Annotated in this window: 17 protein-coding genes; 10 read left to right on the plus strand and 7 right to left on the minus strand. The window is 43.4% G+C overall.

Annotated elements, in window-relative coordinates; genetic code table 11:
• Positions 1-3 precede the first annotated feature (3 nt).
• The 3 genes from BMY50_RS00920 to BMY50_RS00930 all read left to right on the plus strand — a co-directional run bounded on the left by BMY50_RS00920 (position 4) and on the right by BMY50_RS00930 (position 4,961).
• Positions 4-1,761, plus strand: a complete 1,758-nt coding sequence (locus tag BMY50_RS00920; protein WP_093323409.1) for a RagB/SusD family nutrient uptake outer membrane protein — start codon at positions 4-6, stop codon at positions 1,759-1,761.
• 12 nt (positions 1,762-1,773) lie between these two features.
• The gene (locus tag BMY50_RS00925) at positions 1,774-3,384 is read left to right on the plus strand and encodes an arylsulfatase (RefSeq protein ID WP_202907713.1); all 1,611 of its coding nucleotides are present in this window, start codon (positions 1,774-1,776) and stop codon (positions 3,382-3,384) included.
• Between the two features lie 476 nt (positions 3,385-3,860).
• Positions 3,861-4,961, plus strand: coding sequence for a Fic family protein (locus BMY50_RS00930; RefSeq protein WP_093316871.1), 1,101 nt, complete (start codon positions 3,861-3,863; stop codon positions 4,959-4,961).
• Between the two features lie 279 nt (positions 4,962-5,240).
• Here BMY50_RS00930 and BMY50_RS00935 read toward each other — a convergent pair whose 3' ends face one another.
• The 3 genes from BMY50_RS00935 to BMY50_RS00945 all read right to left on the minus strand — a co-directional run bounded on the left by BMY50_RS00935 (position 5,241) and on the right by BMY50_RS00945 (position 7,373).
• Positions 5,241-6,458 carry a hypothetical protein gene (locus BMY50_RS00935; RefSeq protein WP_093316875.1) on the minus strand — a complete coding sequence of 406 codons (1,218 nt, stop codon included), beginning with the start codon at positions 6,456-6,458 and terminating at the stop codon, positions 5,241-5,243.
• Positions 6,459-6,596: 138 nt separating this feature from the next.
• The gene (locus tag BMY50_RS00940; protein WP_093316878.1) at positions 6,597-7,055 is read right to left on the minus strand and encodes an energy transducer TonB; all 459 of its coding nucleotides are present in this window, start codon (positions 7,053-7,055) and stop codon (positions 6,597-6,599) included.
• Between the two features lie 54 nt (positions 7,056-7,109).
• The gene (locus BMY50_RS00945; RefSeq protein WP_093316881.1) at positions 7,110-7,373 is read right to left on the minus strand and encodes a hypothetical protein; all 264 of its coding nucleotides are present in this window, start codon (positions 7,371-7,373) and stop codon (positions 7,110-7,112) included.
• Between the two features lie 346 nt (positions 7,374-7,719).
• Here BMY50_RS00945 and BMY50_RS00950 point away from each other — a divergent pair, with 346 nt between their 5' ends.
• The 7 genes from BMY50_RS00950 (at position 7,720) to BMY50_RS00980 (ending at position 12,490) form a co-directional block, all read left to right on the plus strand.
• The gene (locus BMY50_RS00950) at positions 7,720-7,950 is read left to right on the plus strand and encodes an Ig-like domain-containing protein (RefSeq protein ID WP_139202160.1); all 231 of its coding nucleotides are present in this window, start codon (positions 7,720-7,722) and stop codon (positions 7,948-7,950) included.
• 71 nt (positions 7,951-8,021) lie between these two features.
• Positions 8,022-8,417, plus strand: a complete 396-nt coding sequence (locus BMY50_RS00955) for a DOMON domain-containing protein (RefSeq protein ID WP_139202161.1) — start codon at positions 8,022-8,024, stop codon at positions 8,415-8,417.
• Between the two features lie 10 nt (positions 8,418-8,427).
• Entirely contained in the window at positions 8,428-9,129 is a 702-nt protein-coding gene (locus BMY50_RS00960) for a SpaA isopeptide-forming pilin-related protein (protein ID WP_093316890.1), read from the plus strand.
• Between the two features lie 11 nt (positions 9,130-9,140).
• A complete protein-coding gene (locus tag BMY50_RS00965) occupies positions 9,141-9,842 on the plus strand; it encodes a hypothetical protein (RefSeq protein ID WP_139202162.1) in 702 nt (233 codons plus the stop codon).
• Positions 9,843-10,395: 553 nt separating this feature from the next.
• The gene (locus tag BMY50_RS00970) at positions 10,396-11,445 is read left to right on the plus strand and encodes an aldo/keto reductase (protein ID WP_093316896.1); all 1,050 of its coding nucleotides are present in this window, start codon (positions 10,396-10,398) and stop codon (positions 11,443-11,445) included.
• The gene (locus BMY50_RS28280) at positions 11,438-11,653 is read left to right on the plus strand and encodes an ABC transporter permease (RefSeq protein WP_202907714.1); all 216 of its coding nucleotides are present in this window, start codon (positions 11,438-11,440) and stop codon (positions 11,651-11,653) included. Before BMY50_RS00970 ends, BMY50_RS28280 begins: the two co-directional genes overlap by 8 nt.
• 63 nt (positions 11,654-11,716) lie before the next feature.
• Entirely contained in the window at positions 11,717-12,490 is a 774-nt protein-coding gene (locus tag BMY50_RS00980; RefSeq protein WP_093316899.1) for a Fic family protein, read from the plus strand.
• Here the strand turns inward: BMY50_RS00980 and BMY50_RS00985 are convergent.
• The 4 genes from BMY50_RS00985 to BMY50_RS01000 form a co-directional block, all read right to left on the minus strand.
• Entirely contained in the window at positions 12,473-12,853 is a 381-nt protein-coding gene (locus BMY50_RS00985) for a YidH family protein (protein WP_093316902.1), read from the minus strand. The genes BMY50_RS00980 and BMY50_RS00985 overlap by 18 nt on opposite strands.
• A gap of 76 nt (positions 12,854-12,929) precedes the next feature.
• Positions 12,930-14,015 (minus strand): efflux RND transporter periplasmic adaptor subunit, encoded by a 1,086-nt coding sequence (locus tag BMY50_RS00990; protein ID WP_093316905.1) that lies wholly within the window; start codon positions 14,013-14,015, stop codon positions 12,930-12,932.
• 2 nt (positions 14,016-14,017) lie between these two features.
• Positions 14,018-17,191: an efflux RND transporter permease subunit gene (locus BMY50_RS00995; RefSeq protein WP_093316910.1), complete on the minus strand. Its 3,174-nt coding sequence runs from the start codon at positions 17,189-17,191 to the stop codon at positions 14,018-14,020.
• Between the two features lie 8 nt (positions 17,192-17,199).
• Complete coding sequence (locus tag BMY50_RS01000; protein WP_093316915.1) at positions 17,200-18,588, minus strand: TolC family protein; 1,389 nt, start codon at positions 18,586-18,588, stop codon at positions 17,200-17,202.
• Positions 18,589-18,659: the final 71 nt, after the last annotated feature.

Here is an 18,659-nt window from a genome sequence, read left to right on the forward strand (position 1 = left end):
AACATGAAATCCAGATTTATATATTATTTCATAGTGCTGCTGGCATGCCCGATCTGCCTATCCTGCTCAAAAGATTGGCTAAAACCTGAGCCGCTTTCTTTTTATGCGCCCGAGAATCTGCTGGTAGATAAAGCCGGTTTTGAAGCGATGCTGGTGACGGCGAGAAAGAATTTACGCAATTCCTTTTATGGAGAGCTAAATACCGTTGTTTCCGAGGGGGTATTTACAGAACTAGGGGTGGCTGGTCCGTTAAATGATAATGGCATACGGAATATGGATCTGCAAATGACACCCAATGCAGATGGCAATTATTATGTGTTAGAGAACTTTGAATGGAATTATACACCTATCCGTGTGATCAATGCAGTTGTTTCGCGTATAGATGATATTACCTGGGATGATGAACGCGATCGGAATGAGGTTTTAGCAGAGGCATACTTCCATCGTGCCTACTGGTATTATCTGTTGGTTAACCAATTTGGTGATGTACCCTATATTGATAAGGAGGCCCGTGAAGCAAAGCTGGACTTTTATACGCACTCACGCTGGACGATCTTAGATCGCCTACAGCAAGAGATGGAATTTTCGATACAATGGCTTTCCGAGCAAACTAAGCCCGGGGTACCAAGTCGATCGGCAGGTAAACATCTCCTTACAAAAATATACCTGGCTAATAGGGCCTTTGAGAAAGCTGCGGAGATGGCTTCCGAGGTTATTTTGCGCCATCCATTGATGCAGGGGCGTTTCGGTTCAGAAATGGAGGTAGCCCCCGATAGAAATATGTTCTGGGATTTGCATCGCCCTTTTAATGTAAATAATGTTGCAAATACCGAAACCATTCTTGGCGTGCTGGATAGAAGTGATCTGCCGGAAGACGTGCGTACGAATGGTCTTCAGACCATGCGAAATTACCATCCGGCTTGGTGGAATGCCCGTGTGCTGGACAGCAGGGCCAGCCGCGGTACCTTGGATCGCGGAGCTACCTATGATTCGCTTGGTCGCGGCAATGCTAATTTACGTCCATCCAATTATTACCTATACGACATATGGAAGGACGGAAATGATTTGCGCCGAAAAGATGGCAACTGGGTATTTCAAGAAGATCTGCGCTACAACAATCCGGCATCCGTAGACTTCGGAAAACCAATTGATCCGAAGAATTTTACAGCGCTTATTGACACCTTCCAATACTACCATTCCTTTCCCTTCTATAAAACATTCGTGCCGCAAGCTACCACCAGTCAGGTGCCAAATGGTGGGCAGGGAGATTACTATGTTTTCAGATCTGCAGAGACTTATCTGTTACGCGCCGAAGCATATTATTGGCTAGGTTTGCTGGATCGTGCAGCTGCAGACATCAATGCCGTACGGAGCCGAGCCCATGCCGATCTTATCAGTGCGGGTCAAGTTGCTATAGATTATATTTTAGACGAACGGGCACGCGAGCTTTTTGCCGAGGAGCACCGTAAATCAGAGCTCGTGAGAATTTCTTATATTATGGCCGCCGAAGGACGGGAAGGTTACTCTCTGGAACGTTTCAGTGAGCGTAATTATTGGTATGATCGGGTAATGGCCACCAATAACTTTTATAGGGAACACGTACGGTGGGGATCATCCGAATGCCGTATCAGTCCCTATCATGTATTATTTCCTGTTCCGGCAGAAGCGATCAATACCAATACGATAGGCGTCATTAACCAAAACATAGGCTACCCGGGGGCAGACCGTAACTTGCCGCCACTTACAGAAATTGAAGATTAGTAAAACAGCGTTATGAACTATTTAATGTTATCCAGAAAAATCAGATTCCCGCGTATGCTGACGCGTATGTATTGGAAGGTCATTTTGTTAATCACGGCCATACCGAATTTTATGTTCGCTCAGCAAGCTGATCGACCCAATATAGTTGTCATACTTGCCGACGATATGGGATACTCCGATCTGGGCTGTTATGGAAGTGAAATTAATACACCAAATTTAAATAAACTTGCTGCGGGGGGGCTAAGGTTCCGCACCTTTTACAATGCGGCAAGATGTTGCCCGTCCAGGGCCTCGCTGCTTACCGGCCTTTACCCTCATGAGGCCGGTATGGGTGCTATGGTGAGCGAGGCCGATCGTCCGGCAATACCGGGTCCATATCAAGGTTATCTAAACAAGCAGAGTGTCACGCTTGCCGAAGTGCTGGGTGCTGCCGGCTATAAGACTTATATGTCTGGCAAATGGCATGTGGGTGAACGGCGTGAGCATTGGCCCCGCCAACGGGGATTTGAGCGTTATTTCGGTCTTATTAGTGGTGCAAGCAGTTATTTTGAACTGGTAGATGAGCCCCGCAAACGCAGTATGGCCCACGATAATGACCCCTGGTTTCCACCTGACAGTGGATTTTATATGACCGATGCTTTCACCGACAGTGCTGTTAACTTTGTGGAAACGCATCAAAAACAAGGAGAAAAGAAACCCTTTTTCCTGTATCTCGCGTATACGGCACCCCACTGGCCACTGCATGCCCTGCAGGAAGATATTGCGGCCAACAAGGGCAAATATGACGAGGGATGGGACCGTATCCGGAGAAAGCGCTACCAGCGTATGCAGGACCTAGGTATCATCGATAGCCGCTACAGGCTCTCTGAACGATCAGCAAACATTCCCGCATGGGGTTCAATGGATAAGCAATCCGACTGGGCCCATCGTATGGAGGTTTACGCCGCGATGGTGCAGCGTATGGACAAGGGCATCGGTAAGCTACTAGAGAGTCTGAAGCGCAGTGGACAGCTTAACAACACATTGATTCTCTTCCTTTCAGATAATGGAGCCTGTGCCGAAAATATAGATCAACGGAAACTCCATGACCAACAAGTAGCCGTAGGAAATCGAGGGTCTTACCTCGCCTATGATGAATACTGGGCAAATGCTTCAAATACCCCTTTCCGTATGTATAAAGCCTGGACGGAGGAGGGAGGTATCAATAGCCCTTTAATTGTCCATTGGCCTGATAAAATAAAAGCAGATAGCGGTAAAATAACAAATGCAGTAGGTCACATCGTCGATATCATGGCCACCTGCGTAGATGTCGCAGGTGCAACCTATCCGGAAACATTTAAAGGGAATCGCATTACACCGCTAAAAGGCCAGTCACTCTTACCCGTCTTTACAGGTGGGAAGTTAAGAGATCGAAAGCTATACTGGGAGCATTTTGGTAAATGGGCTGTCCGGGAAGGTGATTGGAAATTGGTTGGAGAAGCTAAGAGTGGGCAGGTTCAATTGTTTAATCTGGCCGAAGATCCGGTGGAAACGCAAGATTTGGCCAAAATCCGGAAGGATATTGTGAGTAAACTCACTAAAGATTACCATCAATGGAGTCTGGACGTAGGGGTGAAACGATAATCTTCAATTGCCACTTGATCCAAAGTGGCAATTGTATACTGGATTTAGTCCCGGTTTGTTTGGGCTTACCGCCTTCACCTAAACTTTCTCCTGTTCTCATGCCTTGGAGAATACTTTTATTGCCATTTAAGGTTTTTCATCACACCATATCTTGTACAGATACTTCCCCAGGCAATATTCCCTAATTGTGCAGCTACAAGAATTTCTCTCATTAATTCGTCTTTTATCTCATAAGATGCCAGTAAATATTCATTGGCCATTTGCAGTAACTGTTGGACGTTTTGTTCAATATCGTTTTTTTTCTTCTGTAGTAAAACGAGGGCATTATATTGCTCGTTTTCCTCTTTTTCTTTATTATAGGAGTGGAGATCGCATTATAAATTGAATACAGAAAGATCATGCGGTGAATACGTCTTTTATTCTCCGCATTCTTGCGGCAAATATTTCATATATTTGCCGCAAGAAAAATCTGGATAATGGCAAAATATATTTATCAGCGTAAAGACTGGACAAATTTTACTTGGGACAATCAGGCAATTAATGTGGTATTTGGGGAAGTTCGTAACTTGCAGGGTCTCATTGCAGGGCAAATGAGTTCGGTGGGTTTTTCAATGCAGGAAGAGGCCAATCTTACTACGCTTACGTTGGATATCGTTAAATCTTCTGAAATTGAGGGGGAGCAGTTGGATTATGAACAAGTCCGTTCATCTATTGCTAGGCGTTTAGGCTTGAATGTAGGAGGTCTTGTACCAGTGAACAGAAATGTGGAAGGTGTTGTTGAAATGATGTTGGATGCAACACAAAACTATTTGCAACCATTAACCGAAGACAGATTGTTTGGCTGGCATTCGGCTTTGTTTCCTTCTGGCCGGAGCGGACTATATAAAATCGAAGTAGGTGATTACCTAAGTGGAGAAATGCAGATCGTTTCGGGCGCCATGGGGAAAGAGAAAATTCACTATGAAGCAGTTCCTGTTGAACTGGTTAAAGAAGAAATGGATTTTTTTTTAGATTGGTTCAATGACGATATAAAAATAGATTTAGTCTTAAAAGCGGCTATCGCTCATTTTTGGTTCATAATCATTCACCCTTTTGATGACGGAAATGGACGCATAGCAAGGGCAATATCCGATTTATTACTTGCTAGAGCAGACAAAAGTCCAGAACGTTTCTACAGCATGTCGAGTCAAATTTTAGTAGAACGTAAAAGATATTATGACGTATTGCAAAAAGTTCAACACAGCAGCGGTGACATCACTGAATGGTTAGTATGGTTTTTGCATTGTCTTAAAAATGCCTTGCTGGAAACCGAGAAAACACTTGATAAAATAGTGTATAAAGCAGCGTTCTGGAAGTTTCACGAGCAAACACCGCTGAATGAGCGACAGCGTTTGGTATTAAACAAATTGCTTGATGGATTTGATGGAAAACTAAAATCTTCCAAATGGGCAAAAATAGCCAAATGCTCCTCCGATACGGCTTTGCGAGATATAAAAGACTTAATGGAGAAAGGAATTTTAAGACAGGAAGAAAAAGGAGGCCGGAGTACAAATTATGAATTAGTAAAAAAACTCTAGTAAGTTTAGCGGCCTGAGTTTCCATCAAAACCTGACGGGGGCTGTTCCTTTCAAACCACCAAATCTGCTACAGGGCTTACCAAATTGTTTCGGTTTAACGGCATACCTCGCTATATTTTGGTGGATAAAGATGGGACGATTTTAGATGATCGATTTCAGATGCATAACTTTAACTATGAACTGCAGAAGCTTTTTCCGCAATATGCAAAAGATTGATTTGATGCTTGTTGGCTAATATTAATATGAAGCTCGTGAAAACTCCTTATGAATGATTACATTTTATAGCGTGATTTTTTCTTTGTATAGCTCTTTTCCATACAGATCCGTAACCCGGAGGTAGTAAGAACCTGGGTCTAGCGATATGTTTTGACGTGTTGTCTGTTGCAGGATCATGTTCAAAACCGGTACAGCCAAAATACCGAATTGATCAAATTCATTGCACTTCAAAATGGATAGGAGGGTTCCTTTATAATGCGCTCCAGAGAGGTTGATGGTGTAGGATTTCGTGCCACTGTGAAGTAGCCATGTTGCATACTTGTTATCAATCCATTTAGTATCAGGAAATACAATTGTGGCATCCACCATGTTTACTTTGCTTAATTCTCTATAATCATTTGTTTTTAAATTTTTGTAGATGACGGGCTTGTCAATGTGCTTTCTGAGATGATGAAAAAGTTGTGGTGCTTCACTGTTTATTGATTGGTTAATGCAGAAAGGGTCTATACCGCTTAAGATTTTAAATCGGTGAGCCATCCAGTTCTTTTCTGGGTCCTTATTGATGTGGCCATGGCCTGCAAACACAATGGCTTTGGCGTCTGGATCCTGCTGTAATGTTTCGTAAATGATCTTTGCCTGATGTTGCTCACGTTCGGGGACTGTATTGCATGGAGCTTTGTAGCAGTCGTAAGGAATCAGTTTAAATCCTAATTGAATGGCTTTGCGTATTAAATCGCCAAACATCGGCTCCGACGTGTAGAATCCTGACGTTTGTAGCGGAAAGCCTCTTTCGTTGATGTCGTCTTCGCGCAAGCCTTCCATGAATAGGTAGGTAAAACCTTCCGCTTTTAATTTTGGTAGCAAGTTAGATAGAAAAAGCCTTCCCCGGGGATCGATGTGCGATTCATTTATCATAATTACTTGGTGTGTACGGGCAATGGAAATAATTTCAACTATCGCGTCTAGCGCAGTATAGTTGGAGTCTTCCCTAATGTCGGTTTCCCAATGTCGAGAATTAATGTAAGATGTTTCATTGTCTTTTACATCTCCTACAAAAGAGCTAAAGGTGGTGAGCATGGTTTTACGAGCGAAGTATAATGCATTATTGGCCGAATCGACCTTGCACTGCAGACTAAGATGATAGGGAACTAAATAATTGTAGCCACTAACCTCATAGCTCTTGAGGATGGCGGTCATCGGATCTTTGTTGGCTTTTTTTAGGTATTTGGCAATAGAGGCCTTTGTGAAAAGTAAGTTATCAGGTTTTGAGCTTTGTGCCATACACGACAGCGAATTGCTGAACATCGTGAATATGAGCAAAAGAAAAAAGCTATTGGTTTGCATAATTGGATGTATTGATCTAATGCAAATGTATAACTAAATTTTTAGTTTAAAAATATATTATTTTAGTTTACACTTTTAGGGATCAACCATCCACTCCATAGCAAAATGTAGCGTTGCTTCCATTTTGAAATTGGTAATATTGCCCCCCGCGATGGCGGGTTTCCATGGAATCCTTTTCACCGCCGCTATAACAGCTTCTTCACAACCATAACCTAAACCTCTTCTGATATGGAAGTTTAGGGGTTCACCCTTCTTAGAAATTTCAAATGAGATACTGACAAGCCCTTCAATACCATGATCCAAGGCCTCTTGTGGATAAATAACATGTTGCTTGAGGTGCTTCTGAAAACCTGGAATGCCGCCGGCAGGTGTTGGTGGGAAATAGAATGAACAGTTAAATCCATTCGGTATTTTTGTCTGATAAAGAACGGGTGACTTGGTTTTTTGGGCTTTAGCCTTACCATTGACTTGTATGGTGTCCATAGGCTGGTTGCTACTGTCTTTTATGGTGAGATTGATGATACGGCTGCCCATCACCGGCACGTTTTGCCAAAAGTATAGTCCCTGGATCTGGAGCGTATCACCGGGCTACTCAATATAGTAATTCCCCAAACTGTCTGTAACACTTTTAGGCGCCTCCTCATAAAAATACTTTGCCGATTTAAGCCAAACCGTAATTCCTTTTGCAGGCTCTCCATCGGGTGTGGTCAGTTTTCCATGTACGTGGATGGTATCGGCTAAGGTGTACGTTTTAACAATATAATCGCCGCTGTCTGTTCTGGAAATAAGCTGCGCGAAAGATGGCAACGCAAAGACCTGCAGGAAAGCAAAGAGTATAAATAGGATTTTCATGGTGTTATTTATGGCTTTGATGCATAAATGAATCAATTTCCATAAGAACTGGATAGCTAAAGGGGCATAAAAGTGCTATACCATTTTTTTAAAGTCAGATCTTTTCCATAATTATAAATTTGACATTTTCGGGATAGAAACTCGATAAAATCGAAAGTCTCTTGTCGAAAACATCAGTTAAAATTAGCAACTGAAATCTTTCAGAGGTAATCACTTTAGGGTATTATTCTTTATTTGTATAAGTGAAATATTAATTATACTTTTGGCTCATTAATAAAACAACCTTGACCTATTCCTAAAAAATCAAGAGCAAGGGATTTCTTAATTGTATATTTTTGCAATGCTTATGAGAATAAATTTTACTTTCCTCATGGTTTTTCTGTTGATTTTGGGATGTTCCAAGAAATCTGAAATTGTGTTGAAAGACGAAACATCTGCCACCTTAGAGTTTGTAGACAATAACGGGAATCCCATCCCGAATGTGCAGGTTAGATTTTTTGATAATTTCGAGAGTGATTTCTACAAAGATAATTTTTTTATCAGGGAAAAAGTGATGCAGATGGAACTGTCAGTGTAGGTAGCTTGAATAAATATATTTTTCGCATGATTACCGATAGTATTCAGCTGGGTAAATTTAAATATATGCCCATGAAAGATTATCAGGCAATACGTGGTAAGAATAATAATTTTCAGGTAAATGTGGAAAGTTACTCAGGAATTTTCAATACTTATTCTGCGGTTGCATATGCGCCCATTTATGACTTGAAACCTGCTGTTGGTTTCAAAATTGCCATTTTACCCAACGGGTACGTGGGAGAATGGGACTCTTATATTCAGGAGAAAACCCTGGATAAGGCTTTGTATCTGGAAGACATCGGTGGTGAAGGACGTAACAGTTTTTATTTGCCCGAGCGCGCTGATTTTACACTGGTTATTTTTGAGCCGCAAACTCTTAGAATAAGAAATGTTAGTGGGGCTTCCGTATCTCGTTTTATAGAACAGAATTCGGCCATTATTAATATGACCATCTACCCTGAACCTTAATAATAAATTTATGCACCTAAGATTTCTACTCACATTCGCGCTTTTAGCGAGTTTACTTATTGCTTGTAAAAAAGAAGCAGGTCCCGACGAGATTATATTGAAAAGCTACGGGACGATCAAATATCATTTAACAGATAACGAGGGTAAGCCTGTTACTGATGCAACCGTCAAGCTTTTTCAGCGCTTTGGTAACGAAAATATGCAGCTTTATGAAAAGAGAACGGATGCGAACGGCTTGGTGGATTTTGATAAGCTGAACCATGGAACTTATGGCGTATCAACTGAAAAAGCAATGGTGGGAGCCGCCGAATATGTAGTTAACCATACGTTTCAAGTTAACTCAGGTGTGGACACAACCATGACGACGGATATCACAAGCTTTGGTAACGATATTACGATCTTCGCATACGAGACTGATTATTGGAATACAGATCGCCGTGACCCATTGGCTAACTATGGTGTGGTAACAATTCAATCTTACCTAGGCGGATTTAATGAATACCAAGTAACGCCTGAACTGGAGAGGTTGGCATTTGCAATCGGTTACACAGATAATAATGGAAAATTGTTAATTAAAAGAGTGCCTGCTGCTTTTCCATACACCTTTTATATCTTCGATAGATCGACGAAAAAAATCATTGGTTCTTCAATTATCTCAACCGGTGGATGGGGTCATAATATAGACTTGGATTTACCTATTTATAAAAATTAATCTTACTGAATATGATATACAACTACCTTTCTAAGATAAGACTTGGATGTTTATTATTTCTCTTTTCGCTGATGCTCGCTTCCTGTTCTAAGGATGAATTGACGGAGGTATACCTTAAAACGAGTGGAAACTTGCAGTTGAAAGTAATTGCTCCGGATGGTAAAGGCCTGCCTCAGGTGCCTGTTAAATTTGTACAGTATTATGAGGGTGGGATGACCCCAGGTTTACGCAACGATACAACTAATGCGGAGGGCCTAATTGAATATGGAGAGGTGAATGCGGCAACATATGGCTTTTCAACGCCAGAATTTACTTACGGAAAAAAAAGGTATATAATTGACGGAAATGCACAGGTGGTGGGCGGTATTGATAAGGTAGCAGAATTAAAGTTAGCAGATTATACGACGAGGCTCACGGTGAAAGTGCAGCAATCGTACAGTGACACAACAGGGGTTGCAAACCAAGATGTATTAGTAGGTGCCAATGCTTGGCAATTTGCTAATGATGTACAGGCTATGATGGACGCGACTGCGATGGTAGGTAAAACAAATGAGAAAGGTCTGATCGAGTTTGATGTGCCTACAAGAATATACCATTGGATTGTGCTTTTTGATGCCACCAATTTATACATTAGAAATCATTACGAGATGACTTTTGGCATAGAATCGAAAAAGGAGTATGTCACTTTTGTTGCTGATCCATATTGGAATTAGGAGTTTTTGTCCGGGTCATATAGCTATGGAAGGGTAGGATACCTTGCTTAACCGCGAGTTCGTTGTACTTGTTCTGATTTCCTGTTTGGCCGCATTTCCTATCGCATGGTGGGTGATGAACGACTGGTCGCAAGACCTAACGCCGTATCTGGGTATATTTAACATATTGTGGCGAAATTGAAGAAAGGTAATGTGCCCTATCAAATCAATTCTTAGTCTTAAAATTATGTAAGCTTTTCCTAAAACTACATAATATTATACTTCGATTATGGCGTAGCTTAACTGGTATCTTTTCGGGAAAAATCTCAAATGCAACGCTTTCTGCAGTTGGGCTATCTAATAATATACGTACTGTAACGGACTTTGCAAATGCTTTTCTCCTATAATCTATAATTTTCTAAAGGCAAATAATTTGTAATTGATACCTGGTTGCGGTAAACAAAAAGTCATTTTTCTTCAAATCATGTTTTATCCATCTGTTAATTGTATAAGTCTGGAGCGAGTCTGTGGTGTTTTTCTTAAATTCGTGTAATTTCAATAAATACAGCGAAACATGGAATATAGATTTTTAGGCGGGTCGGGACTTCAAGTGCCGGTTTTAAGTTTTGGAACAGCTACTTTTGGTGGCGGTAATGATTTTTTTAAGGCTTGGGGAAGTACGCAGGTGGAAGAAGCCAAACGGCTGATCGAGATATGCCTTGACGCGGGTGTGAATTTGTTTGATACCGCTGATATCTATTCGGACGGACTTGCCGAAGAAGTGCTTGGGAATGCCATTGCCGGGAAACAACGCGATCAATACCTGTTGTCTACAAAAACTACTTTTACTTTTGGAAAGAGTCCTAATAACCAAGGCTCTTCGAGATTTCATATCTTAAGACAGATAGAAGGTAGCTTAAAGCGACTGAAGACGGATTATATCGATATTTATCATATGCATGGCTTTGATGGGGTGACACCAGTAGAAGAGACCTTAAGGACATTGGACGATTTGGTGCAGAGTGGAAAAGTGCGTTACCTGGCGGCCTCTAATTTTTCGGGTTGGCATTTGATGAAATCATTGGGGATTTCTGAAAAATATGGTTGGAATAAATATGTGGCACATCAGGTATACTATTCGCTAGCAAACCGCGAGTATGAGTGGGAATTGATGCCTTTGGGGTTAGATCAGAAAGTCGGCGCCATTGTTTGGTCACCTTTGTCTGCGGGCAGGTTGGGTGGCAAATATGGTCGGAACAAACCGATCCCAAAGGATAGCCGGGTGTCGCAGGGGGGAAGTCCGGTACCGGAAATGGTGCTGAACGAAGAAGTTTTCTATAATACCATCGATGCCTTGCAGGAGATTGCCGAAGAAACCGGAAAAAGTGTTGCACAGGTAGCCTTGAATTGGTTGTTACAGCGTCCTACGGTTTCTAGCATTATTGTTGGAGCCAGAAATGAAAAACAATTAAAGGAAAATCTCGGTGCCATTGGTTGGAACTTGTCCAGCGACCAGGTGAAAAAATTGGATGCGGTGAGTGTTGTGCCGCCTATTTATCCATATTGGCATCAATGGCAGAATAAAACTTTAAATCCGACGCCGGATTTTTACCGGAATGCTTAGCGAGGCACTTATTTTCTCTTTATTGGCGATTTGTATTTCTTGCCTCGGTTTATTTGGGATTGCTTTCTATGTCGCTGAAACACGTGTCAAGGAAATTGGTATACGTAAGGTATTGGGCGCGTCTGTTGCAGGGATCAGCGCCATGCTGTCCAAAGATTTCATTAAACTGGTTGTTATTGCCATTTTATTGGCCTCACCGAGGTCTTGATAACAAGATCAGACGAGGGAGTGCGGAGATTATTGCTTTTATTTCCCGCATAATTTGCGGAGAATGTATATATATCAGTTTCATGCCTGGCCCAATTTTATCTGGGATACGGATGAGCTGTCAGCAATAGCGCATCTTTGGTTTGTAACCTTACATCCCTTTGAAGATGGTAATGGTCGAATATCTCGTGCGATAGCAGATATGCAATTGGCTAGAGCTGATGGAGTTCCGGAACGTTTTTATAGCATGTCTGCTCAAATTAGGAAGGAGCGTAATAAATACTATACCATATTGGAGCGAACACAATCTGGCGATTTGGATATTACCGAGTGGCTAAAATGGTTTATTGAATGTCTGGGGCGTGCAATAGACGCTTCGGATATTGTCTTAAATTCCGTGAAGAGAAAGGCTAAGTTGTGGATGTTGCCCGTGTCTCAAACATTTAATGATAGGCAGCGGATGATGTTAAACAAATTGTTGGAAGGATTTGAGGGAAAACTGACTTCTTCCAAATGGGCAAAAATTGCTAAATGTTCACAAGATACTGCTACGCGGGATATACAAGATCTCATAGCAAAGGGTATTCTGGTTAAGGATGAAGCAGGGGGAAGGAGTACAAATAAATTACCTTTTAGCATTTTGATCATACGTCTCCTGACCTTGGAATCGTTCTCACTGGAACAGCCTAACATATCATGCATCGATCTACTACACTTTCAACGAAGTAGAAGCCATTCAATTTGCTTATCGGCCATAAGGAGGCAATGTTGTAAAGATAGACGATACATCATGGTTCATCTTTGTGAATATAAAAATGAATTACCTCGTACTCTGTAGTAAATAAATGGCTAAAGCGATCGCCAAAATTATCAGGGCAATCGTAATATAGAGGAATATCCTGGATGAAGGTTTAAACTGACCGGCCAACAGCTGTGATTGGGTAGTTTTGAACCGATAATAAGCAAGCACAGCCATAATCATACCGGCAACAACTAACGCTATACCAATAATGGCTGAATACCCGTGGTTTGGAATGCGCACATCTGTATCAATTATCAGCGCAAGCTGCTTGATAAATAAGGAGAATTTTACCACAACGAAACCTAAGCCAATAGTGGCAATGCAGGTGCGTATCCAGGCTAAAAAGGTTCGTTCATTGGCCAGATGATCATTCGGAATAGGCTTTCTTTCATTTTCCATGTATAGAAGTTTTTTAGAAAACAGATTAAGAGGCGAGCTGTTTGAAAAAAACAGCTCGCAGTAATAGACAATGTTTTTATTCGACGGTGCTGCCTTCCTTTACCTCGTCGTTTGCATGTAATAAGATCCGGTCATTAGCCTTTAGGTTACCGAAAACTTCTACCGAATCGTTGGCGGCGATGCCTTCTTTTACATCTACAAAGATGGCTTTCTGGTCGGTTACCTTGACAATATACTGCCTTTCTGTTGAACGTACCACACTGTGATTGGGCACCAGCAGGGAGCTTGCTCCTGATAATAAGGGGATGCTTACTTCACAATACATGCCGGGTTTGAGGCGCTGATCTGTATTGATGACGTCTATTTCAATGGCTTCTGACTGCGTTGAACCGAGCATATTGGCCGAGCGACTGATCTTACCTTGGTAGCGCTTACCTGGCTGGCTATTGAAGATGTAGGATACAGGTTTGCTGAGATCAACTTTATCTACATAGTTCTCCGGGATATGGACCTCGAGTCGCAGCTTGGCGATATCTTGTAGAATGAACATGGGCTGTTCGTTGCTTTTTCCTGGGCCTACCAGCGCTCCGGAAGAGACATTCCGTTGCACCACCATGCCGCTAAAAGGGGCGTGGATGCTGAGATAAGATTGTACCATCTTCATGGCTTCTACATTCGATTTTTCTGACATGGCAACGGCCTCATCACCTTTCATTTTTGATAGGGCATTGTCTAAATCGAGCGGCGATACAGCCCCTTCTTCCAAAGAGGCTTCCTTAAGCCGTCGGTATTTTTCCCTGCTGGCATTGGCGGCTTCGTTTGCTTGGATATAACGCGAGTTGGCTGATTGTAGCTGTGATAACATTTCCGGTGCTTCTAACACTACCATCAATTGACCTTTTTCTACGATGCTGCCACGGTCTACAAAAATCTGATTGACAAAACTATTGACTTTGGCGAATATGTTGACTTCGTTGAAGGGTTTAAGCTGTCCGGGAAGACGCACGGAACTGGCGAGCGACTTTTCGGTTACTTGCCCTATTTCATAACCGCTTTTTGTTTGCTGTCCTTCTTTTTGAGCCGAGAGGTTAACAGGTTTATTTTGACCTCCACATGCCGCTGCGAGCAGAGCAAAGGAAAGGATATAAAGTTGTTTGTTCATCGTTAATTGTTATGAATGATGTTTGTTACTAATGGATTACTTGGTTTATGTGCATTGTCAATTGCGTTGGGAAGCAAGGAAGGAGATTGAAATCCGGCCTTCCCTTTAGCCCAGGCAAATACGAGCGGAAGAATAAAGAGTACCGCAAAGGTGGATGCAAAGAGCCCCCCAATGACGGCGCGTCCTAAAGGCGCTGCTTGCTCTCCGGCCTCACCCATACCCATTGCCATGGGGATCATGCCTGCAATCATGGCCAAACTGGTCATCATAATCGGCCGAAGGCGTGTAGAAGCACTAAACAGGGCAGCCGTTTCTGCATGTTGATGATGCAAACGGAGTTGTTCTGCATTAGAAACAATAAGTATTGCGTTGGCTACCGAAACACCCGTTGACATGATCATGCCCATATAGGATTGAAGGTTAAGGGTAGATCCGCTCAGGAGTAGAAATACCAGTGAACCGAGCACCACTGCCGGAATAGTGGCAAGGGCGGTGAGCGAAAGTTTTGCCGACTGGTAATTGGCCGCGAGTAACAGGAAGATAACCAGAATGGCAAACCCTAAGCCTAATTGTAAACTTTGAAGGGTTTCGTTCAACAGTGTTGCCATCCCCTTCAATTCTACGGTTACGCCCCGCGGTGGTGCTTCGAACTGATCGAGTACCTGCTGTACCTGTGCGGTGGCCGATCCTAAATCGATACGGTGCAGATTAGCCATAACGGTGAGGTACCGGCGCGGGCCCTGCCGGTCGAATTCCCCCGCTTCATAGGACGTGTTAAAGGAGGCAATATCTCCTAAGGTGGGCGACCGCTGGCCTTTTACCAACGAAATTTCACGCAGCTCATCCATGGTATTCATTACATATTCGGGAACTTGTACCTGCACTTGATAGGTGTAAGTGTTTTTCTCATCAAGCCATTGTATTTTCTCGGTAAAACGGCTCGATGAGGTACTGGCGGTAACGGAACGGGCAATATCAGTCATTTTGAGCCCGAGCTGGGCAGCTTTCAGCCGATCGATGTGGATGGAAACAGTTGGTATCTTCAGGGGCTGTGCAATTTGGACATCCCGGAGGTCGTTAATTTGTTTCATGCCTGCTTCTACCTTGCGTGCGTAAGCTTTCAACTGATCCATATCTTTTCCGGCTATTCTTACCTCAATGGGTGTGGCAGCTCCTTGGCTCATAATCTTCTCCGTCATATCGATTGGTTCAAAATTGACCCGTAGATTGGGAAGTTTATAAGCTATGTTTTGCCGAAGGGCGTCTTTTAACTCGTCAGTATTGATGTGGTATCCTTTTTTCAGGTTCACTTGAATGACGGCTTCATGTGTGCCGGTATTGAAGACGTACAGGTTGCTGACGCCGTAGCTGCTGGGCACTATACCTACGTAGGCTGACGTGATGGCTACCTGCCCGTTTACAGTACTGTCGATAATGGCGAGTACTTGCTTTACTTTTTCTTCGGTTCGCTCCAAACGGGTACCGTCGGGCTCTTTGATCCGTAGCTGAAATTGACCATTATTTAATTTTGGCATCATGTCTTTGCCGATATACATAAAAGCGAAAGCCGTGAGCAGTATCGTGCTGGTGAGATAAACGAAGGTAGTAATACGCTTTCTTTTCATCAGACCTCTTAAAATGTGGAGATACTTTTTCTGTATCCTCTCAAAGAGCGATGTATGCGTGGATGCTGTTTTGATATGGTCTTTTAATAACCAGTTGGCTAATATGGGCACCAGTGTTTGTGCCATGATGTAAGAGGCTATCATGGTCAGCCCAATGGCTAACGACAGCGGCAGGAACATGGCCTTCGGGATGCCTTCCATAAGAAAGGATGGTGCAAAGACCGCCAGAATACACAGCAAGATGAGAAATAGAGGAAGCGCAATTTCCTTGCACGCATCGTAGATTGCTAAGCGCTTTGGCTTGCCTGCCTCTTGATGCTGGTGGATACTTTCTATCGTGACCGTGGCTTGATCAACCAATATACCGATAGCTAAGGCTAACCCGCTTAAGGTCATGATATTGATGGTTTGATTAAAGAGGCTAAGCAAGAGCACGCCAATGAGCACCGAGACCGGAATGGTTATGACGACAATTAGACTGCTTCGCCAGTCTTTCAAAAAGAGCAACACCATGAGGCCGGTTAAGAGCGCACCGAGCCCGCCTTCGGTAAGTAGGCTCTCTACCGAATTCATCACTGCTACGGATTGATCAAATTCGTAAGAAATGGTAACGTCCTCCGGTAGGAGGCTCTGTATCTCGGGTATTTTCTCTTTCAGGCCTTTTACAACCGACCAGGTAGAAGCATCGGCGGTTTTTACAGCCGGTATGTACACAGAACGGCGACCGTTAATAAGGGCATAGCTCACGGTTACATCGGACGCGTCTGCCACGCGTGCCACATCTTTGATATAAATAGGGACACCGTCTTTGGTAACCACAGGAATATTACCGAATTCGTCTACATCTTTTATGAGAGAATTGATGGTGGTAACATACATATTGTTGTCCATGCGCAGGTTTCCCGAAGGGGACATGACGTTAAATGCGGCGAGCGCCTGTACCACCTCATCGGGTGTTAGGTTGTAACTGCGCAATTTGTTGGGGTTCACGCTGATGGTAATGGTTCTGGAGTTGGCACCAAATGGAGGAGGAGCGGAAAGTCCGGAAACAGCGGAGAAGCTTGGTCTTACCAGGGTGCTGGCCATATCGTAGATTTCTTTTAGACTACGATTTTTTGACGAGAGCACGAGTTGCCCTACAGGCAGCGATGATGCATCGAAGCGCACTACTTGCGGAGGCAAAGCACCAGGTGGAAAGAATTTCATAGCACGGTTTACCTGCAGCGCTACCTGGGCAGAGGCTTCGGCCATGTCGGTTTGTTCGTAGAAACTGAGCTTGAGCAAGGTAAGGCCCTGAATATTTTTGGCGCTGATGTTTTTGATACCGGTAACATACAGAAACTGGTCTTGAAGACGGGAGGAAAAGAAACCCTCCATCTGCTTCGGCGACATCCCGCCGTACGACTCGATGACATAAATAGTAGGCGAGTTGAGCCTCGGGAAAATATCGATGGGGATTTTGGTGGCCGCTATGATGGAGAATATCAATAGACTGACGGTAAAGATAATAACCGAAATAGGCCTTTTTAATGCGTTTGTTACTAATGACATGCGATAGATCAATTAAAGAGGTGAAGAAATGGGTCGACGTTGTTCTGCGCAATAACCTGGTGAAACAGTGCTAGGTAGTAATTGTATTTCGCTGTTACGTAGTCGGTTTCAGCTCGATAAAGCATGTTTTGCGCAACATTCAGCTCTACAATATCTGTTAGCCCGTTTTTATACAAAGAAAACTTCTGCCGATAGGCAGCATTAGCTGCTTTTACCTGTCGCGGTATTTCACCCAAACGCTCTTCGGAAGCACTTACTTCGGCCTTCGCCTGTAGAATGTTGGTTTGCATGTTCACCTGTTCTTCGGCTAGCTTTTTGTTGGCACGCACTGTTTGCCTTTCGGTAAGGGCTAGATCGAGCCGCTGCCGGCGCCTGTCAAACAAATTGTAGCTGATACCTAAGCCTACCAGGTAGTTGCTGCGCTGCATGCCGATACCTCGGTTAAGTGGAAGGAATTCATCGACACTGTTAACGCTGCTGGCACGTCCCCATACAGCTGCCGACAGAAAAAGCTTTGGAAGATAACTTTTACGTACCAGCTCTTCTTTGAGCTTTTGATTGTCAACAATGGATCGATAGTAGCTAATGAGCGGATGCTGATTTGTTTGCTGTAGCTTTGAAGGTAAGGTGGTGATTTGCTCGAACAGCACATGTTCGGCTGCGGTATCGGGAATAACCTGCTGTGCCTGGAGTCCACTCACTGCAGCGATCCTTATTTTAAGCTGGTTCTCTTGGTTCTTAAGATCAATTTGCTGTAGCCTGGCCCGTGAAAGCTCCGCTTCTGCCATACTGGTATCAACACCGGCACGAATACCACTCTTGGCTAATGCTAAGATAGAACGATGTATTTCAATATTCCGTTCGATGTTTCGCTGTTGTATAACTGATAAGTCATTTAGCTTCAGGAGTTGAAGGTAACTGTAAATGGTAAATGATTGCAAATCGAATTGCGCTTGGGTGAACTTGTTGGCTTCTACGGTTAAGTCCCCTTCCGCAAGGGCGCGTTGTGCCCGATAGGCACCAAAATTGGCGAATTCCCACTGAAAGGCAGCAATGCCCAAACTGGAGCTGACGGCGTGGTATTCGCTGTTTTCACGTACACCGCGATTATTGGTGGGCACGATACCAAAGCCAAAATATGGGCCTGCAACGTTGTTGTTAGATCCTAGATCTGTTTGGTAAGATAAGTGGAGATCTGGTGAGCGGTTATTCGCTGTTTTCTTTATCTGACTCTCCCGAATGGCTAAAGTTGCCGCATCTGTTTGTAAGGAGGGGGCATGTTGTTTCACGAGCTGCAATAGCTGGTGAAGTGTAATGGGGGCAGGCTTCTCCTGGCCATAGCAAAGCAGTATGCTACATAGCATGCTATAGCCAAGCAATGAAAAATGCTTGAGCATATGTACGTTGTTTTAGTATGAATGAGAGATGTTAAGGTGATTGCCCTGACGGAGGCTTCACCTACTGAAAA

It is taken from the genome of Olivibacter domesticus (assembly GCF_900109575.1).
GTDB classification, from domain to species: Bacteria; Bacteroidota; Bacteroidia; order Sphingobacteriales; family Sphingobacteriaceae; genus Olivibacter; species Olivibacter domesticus.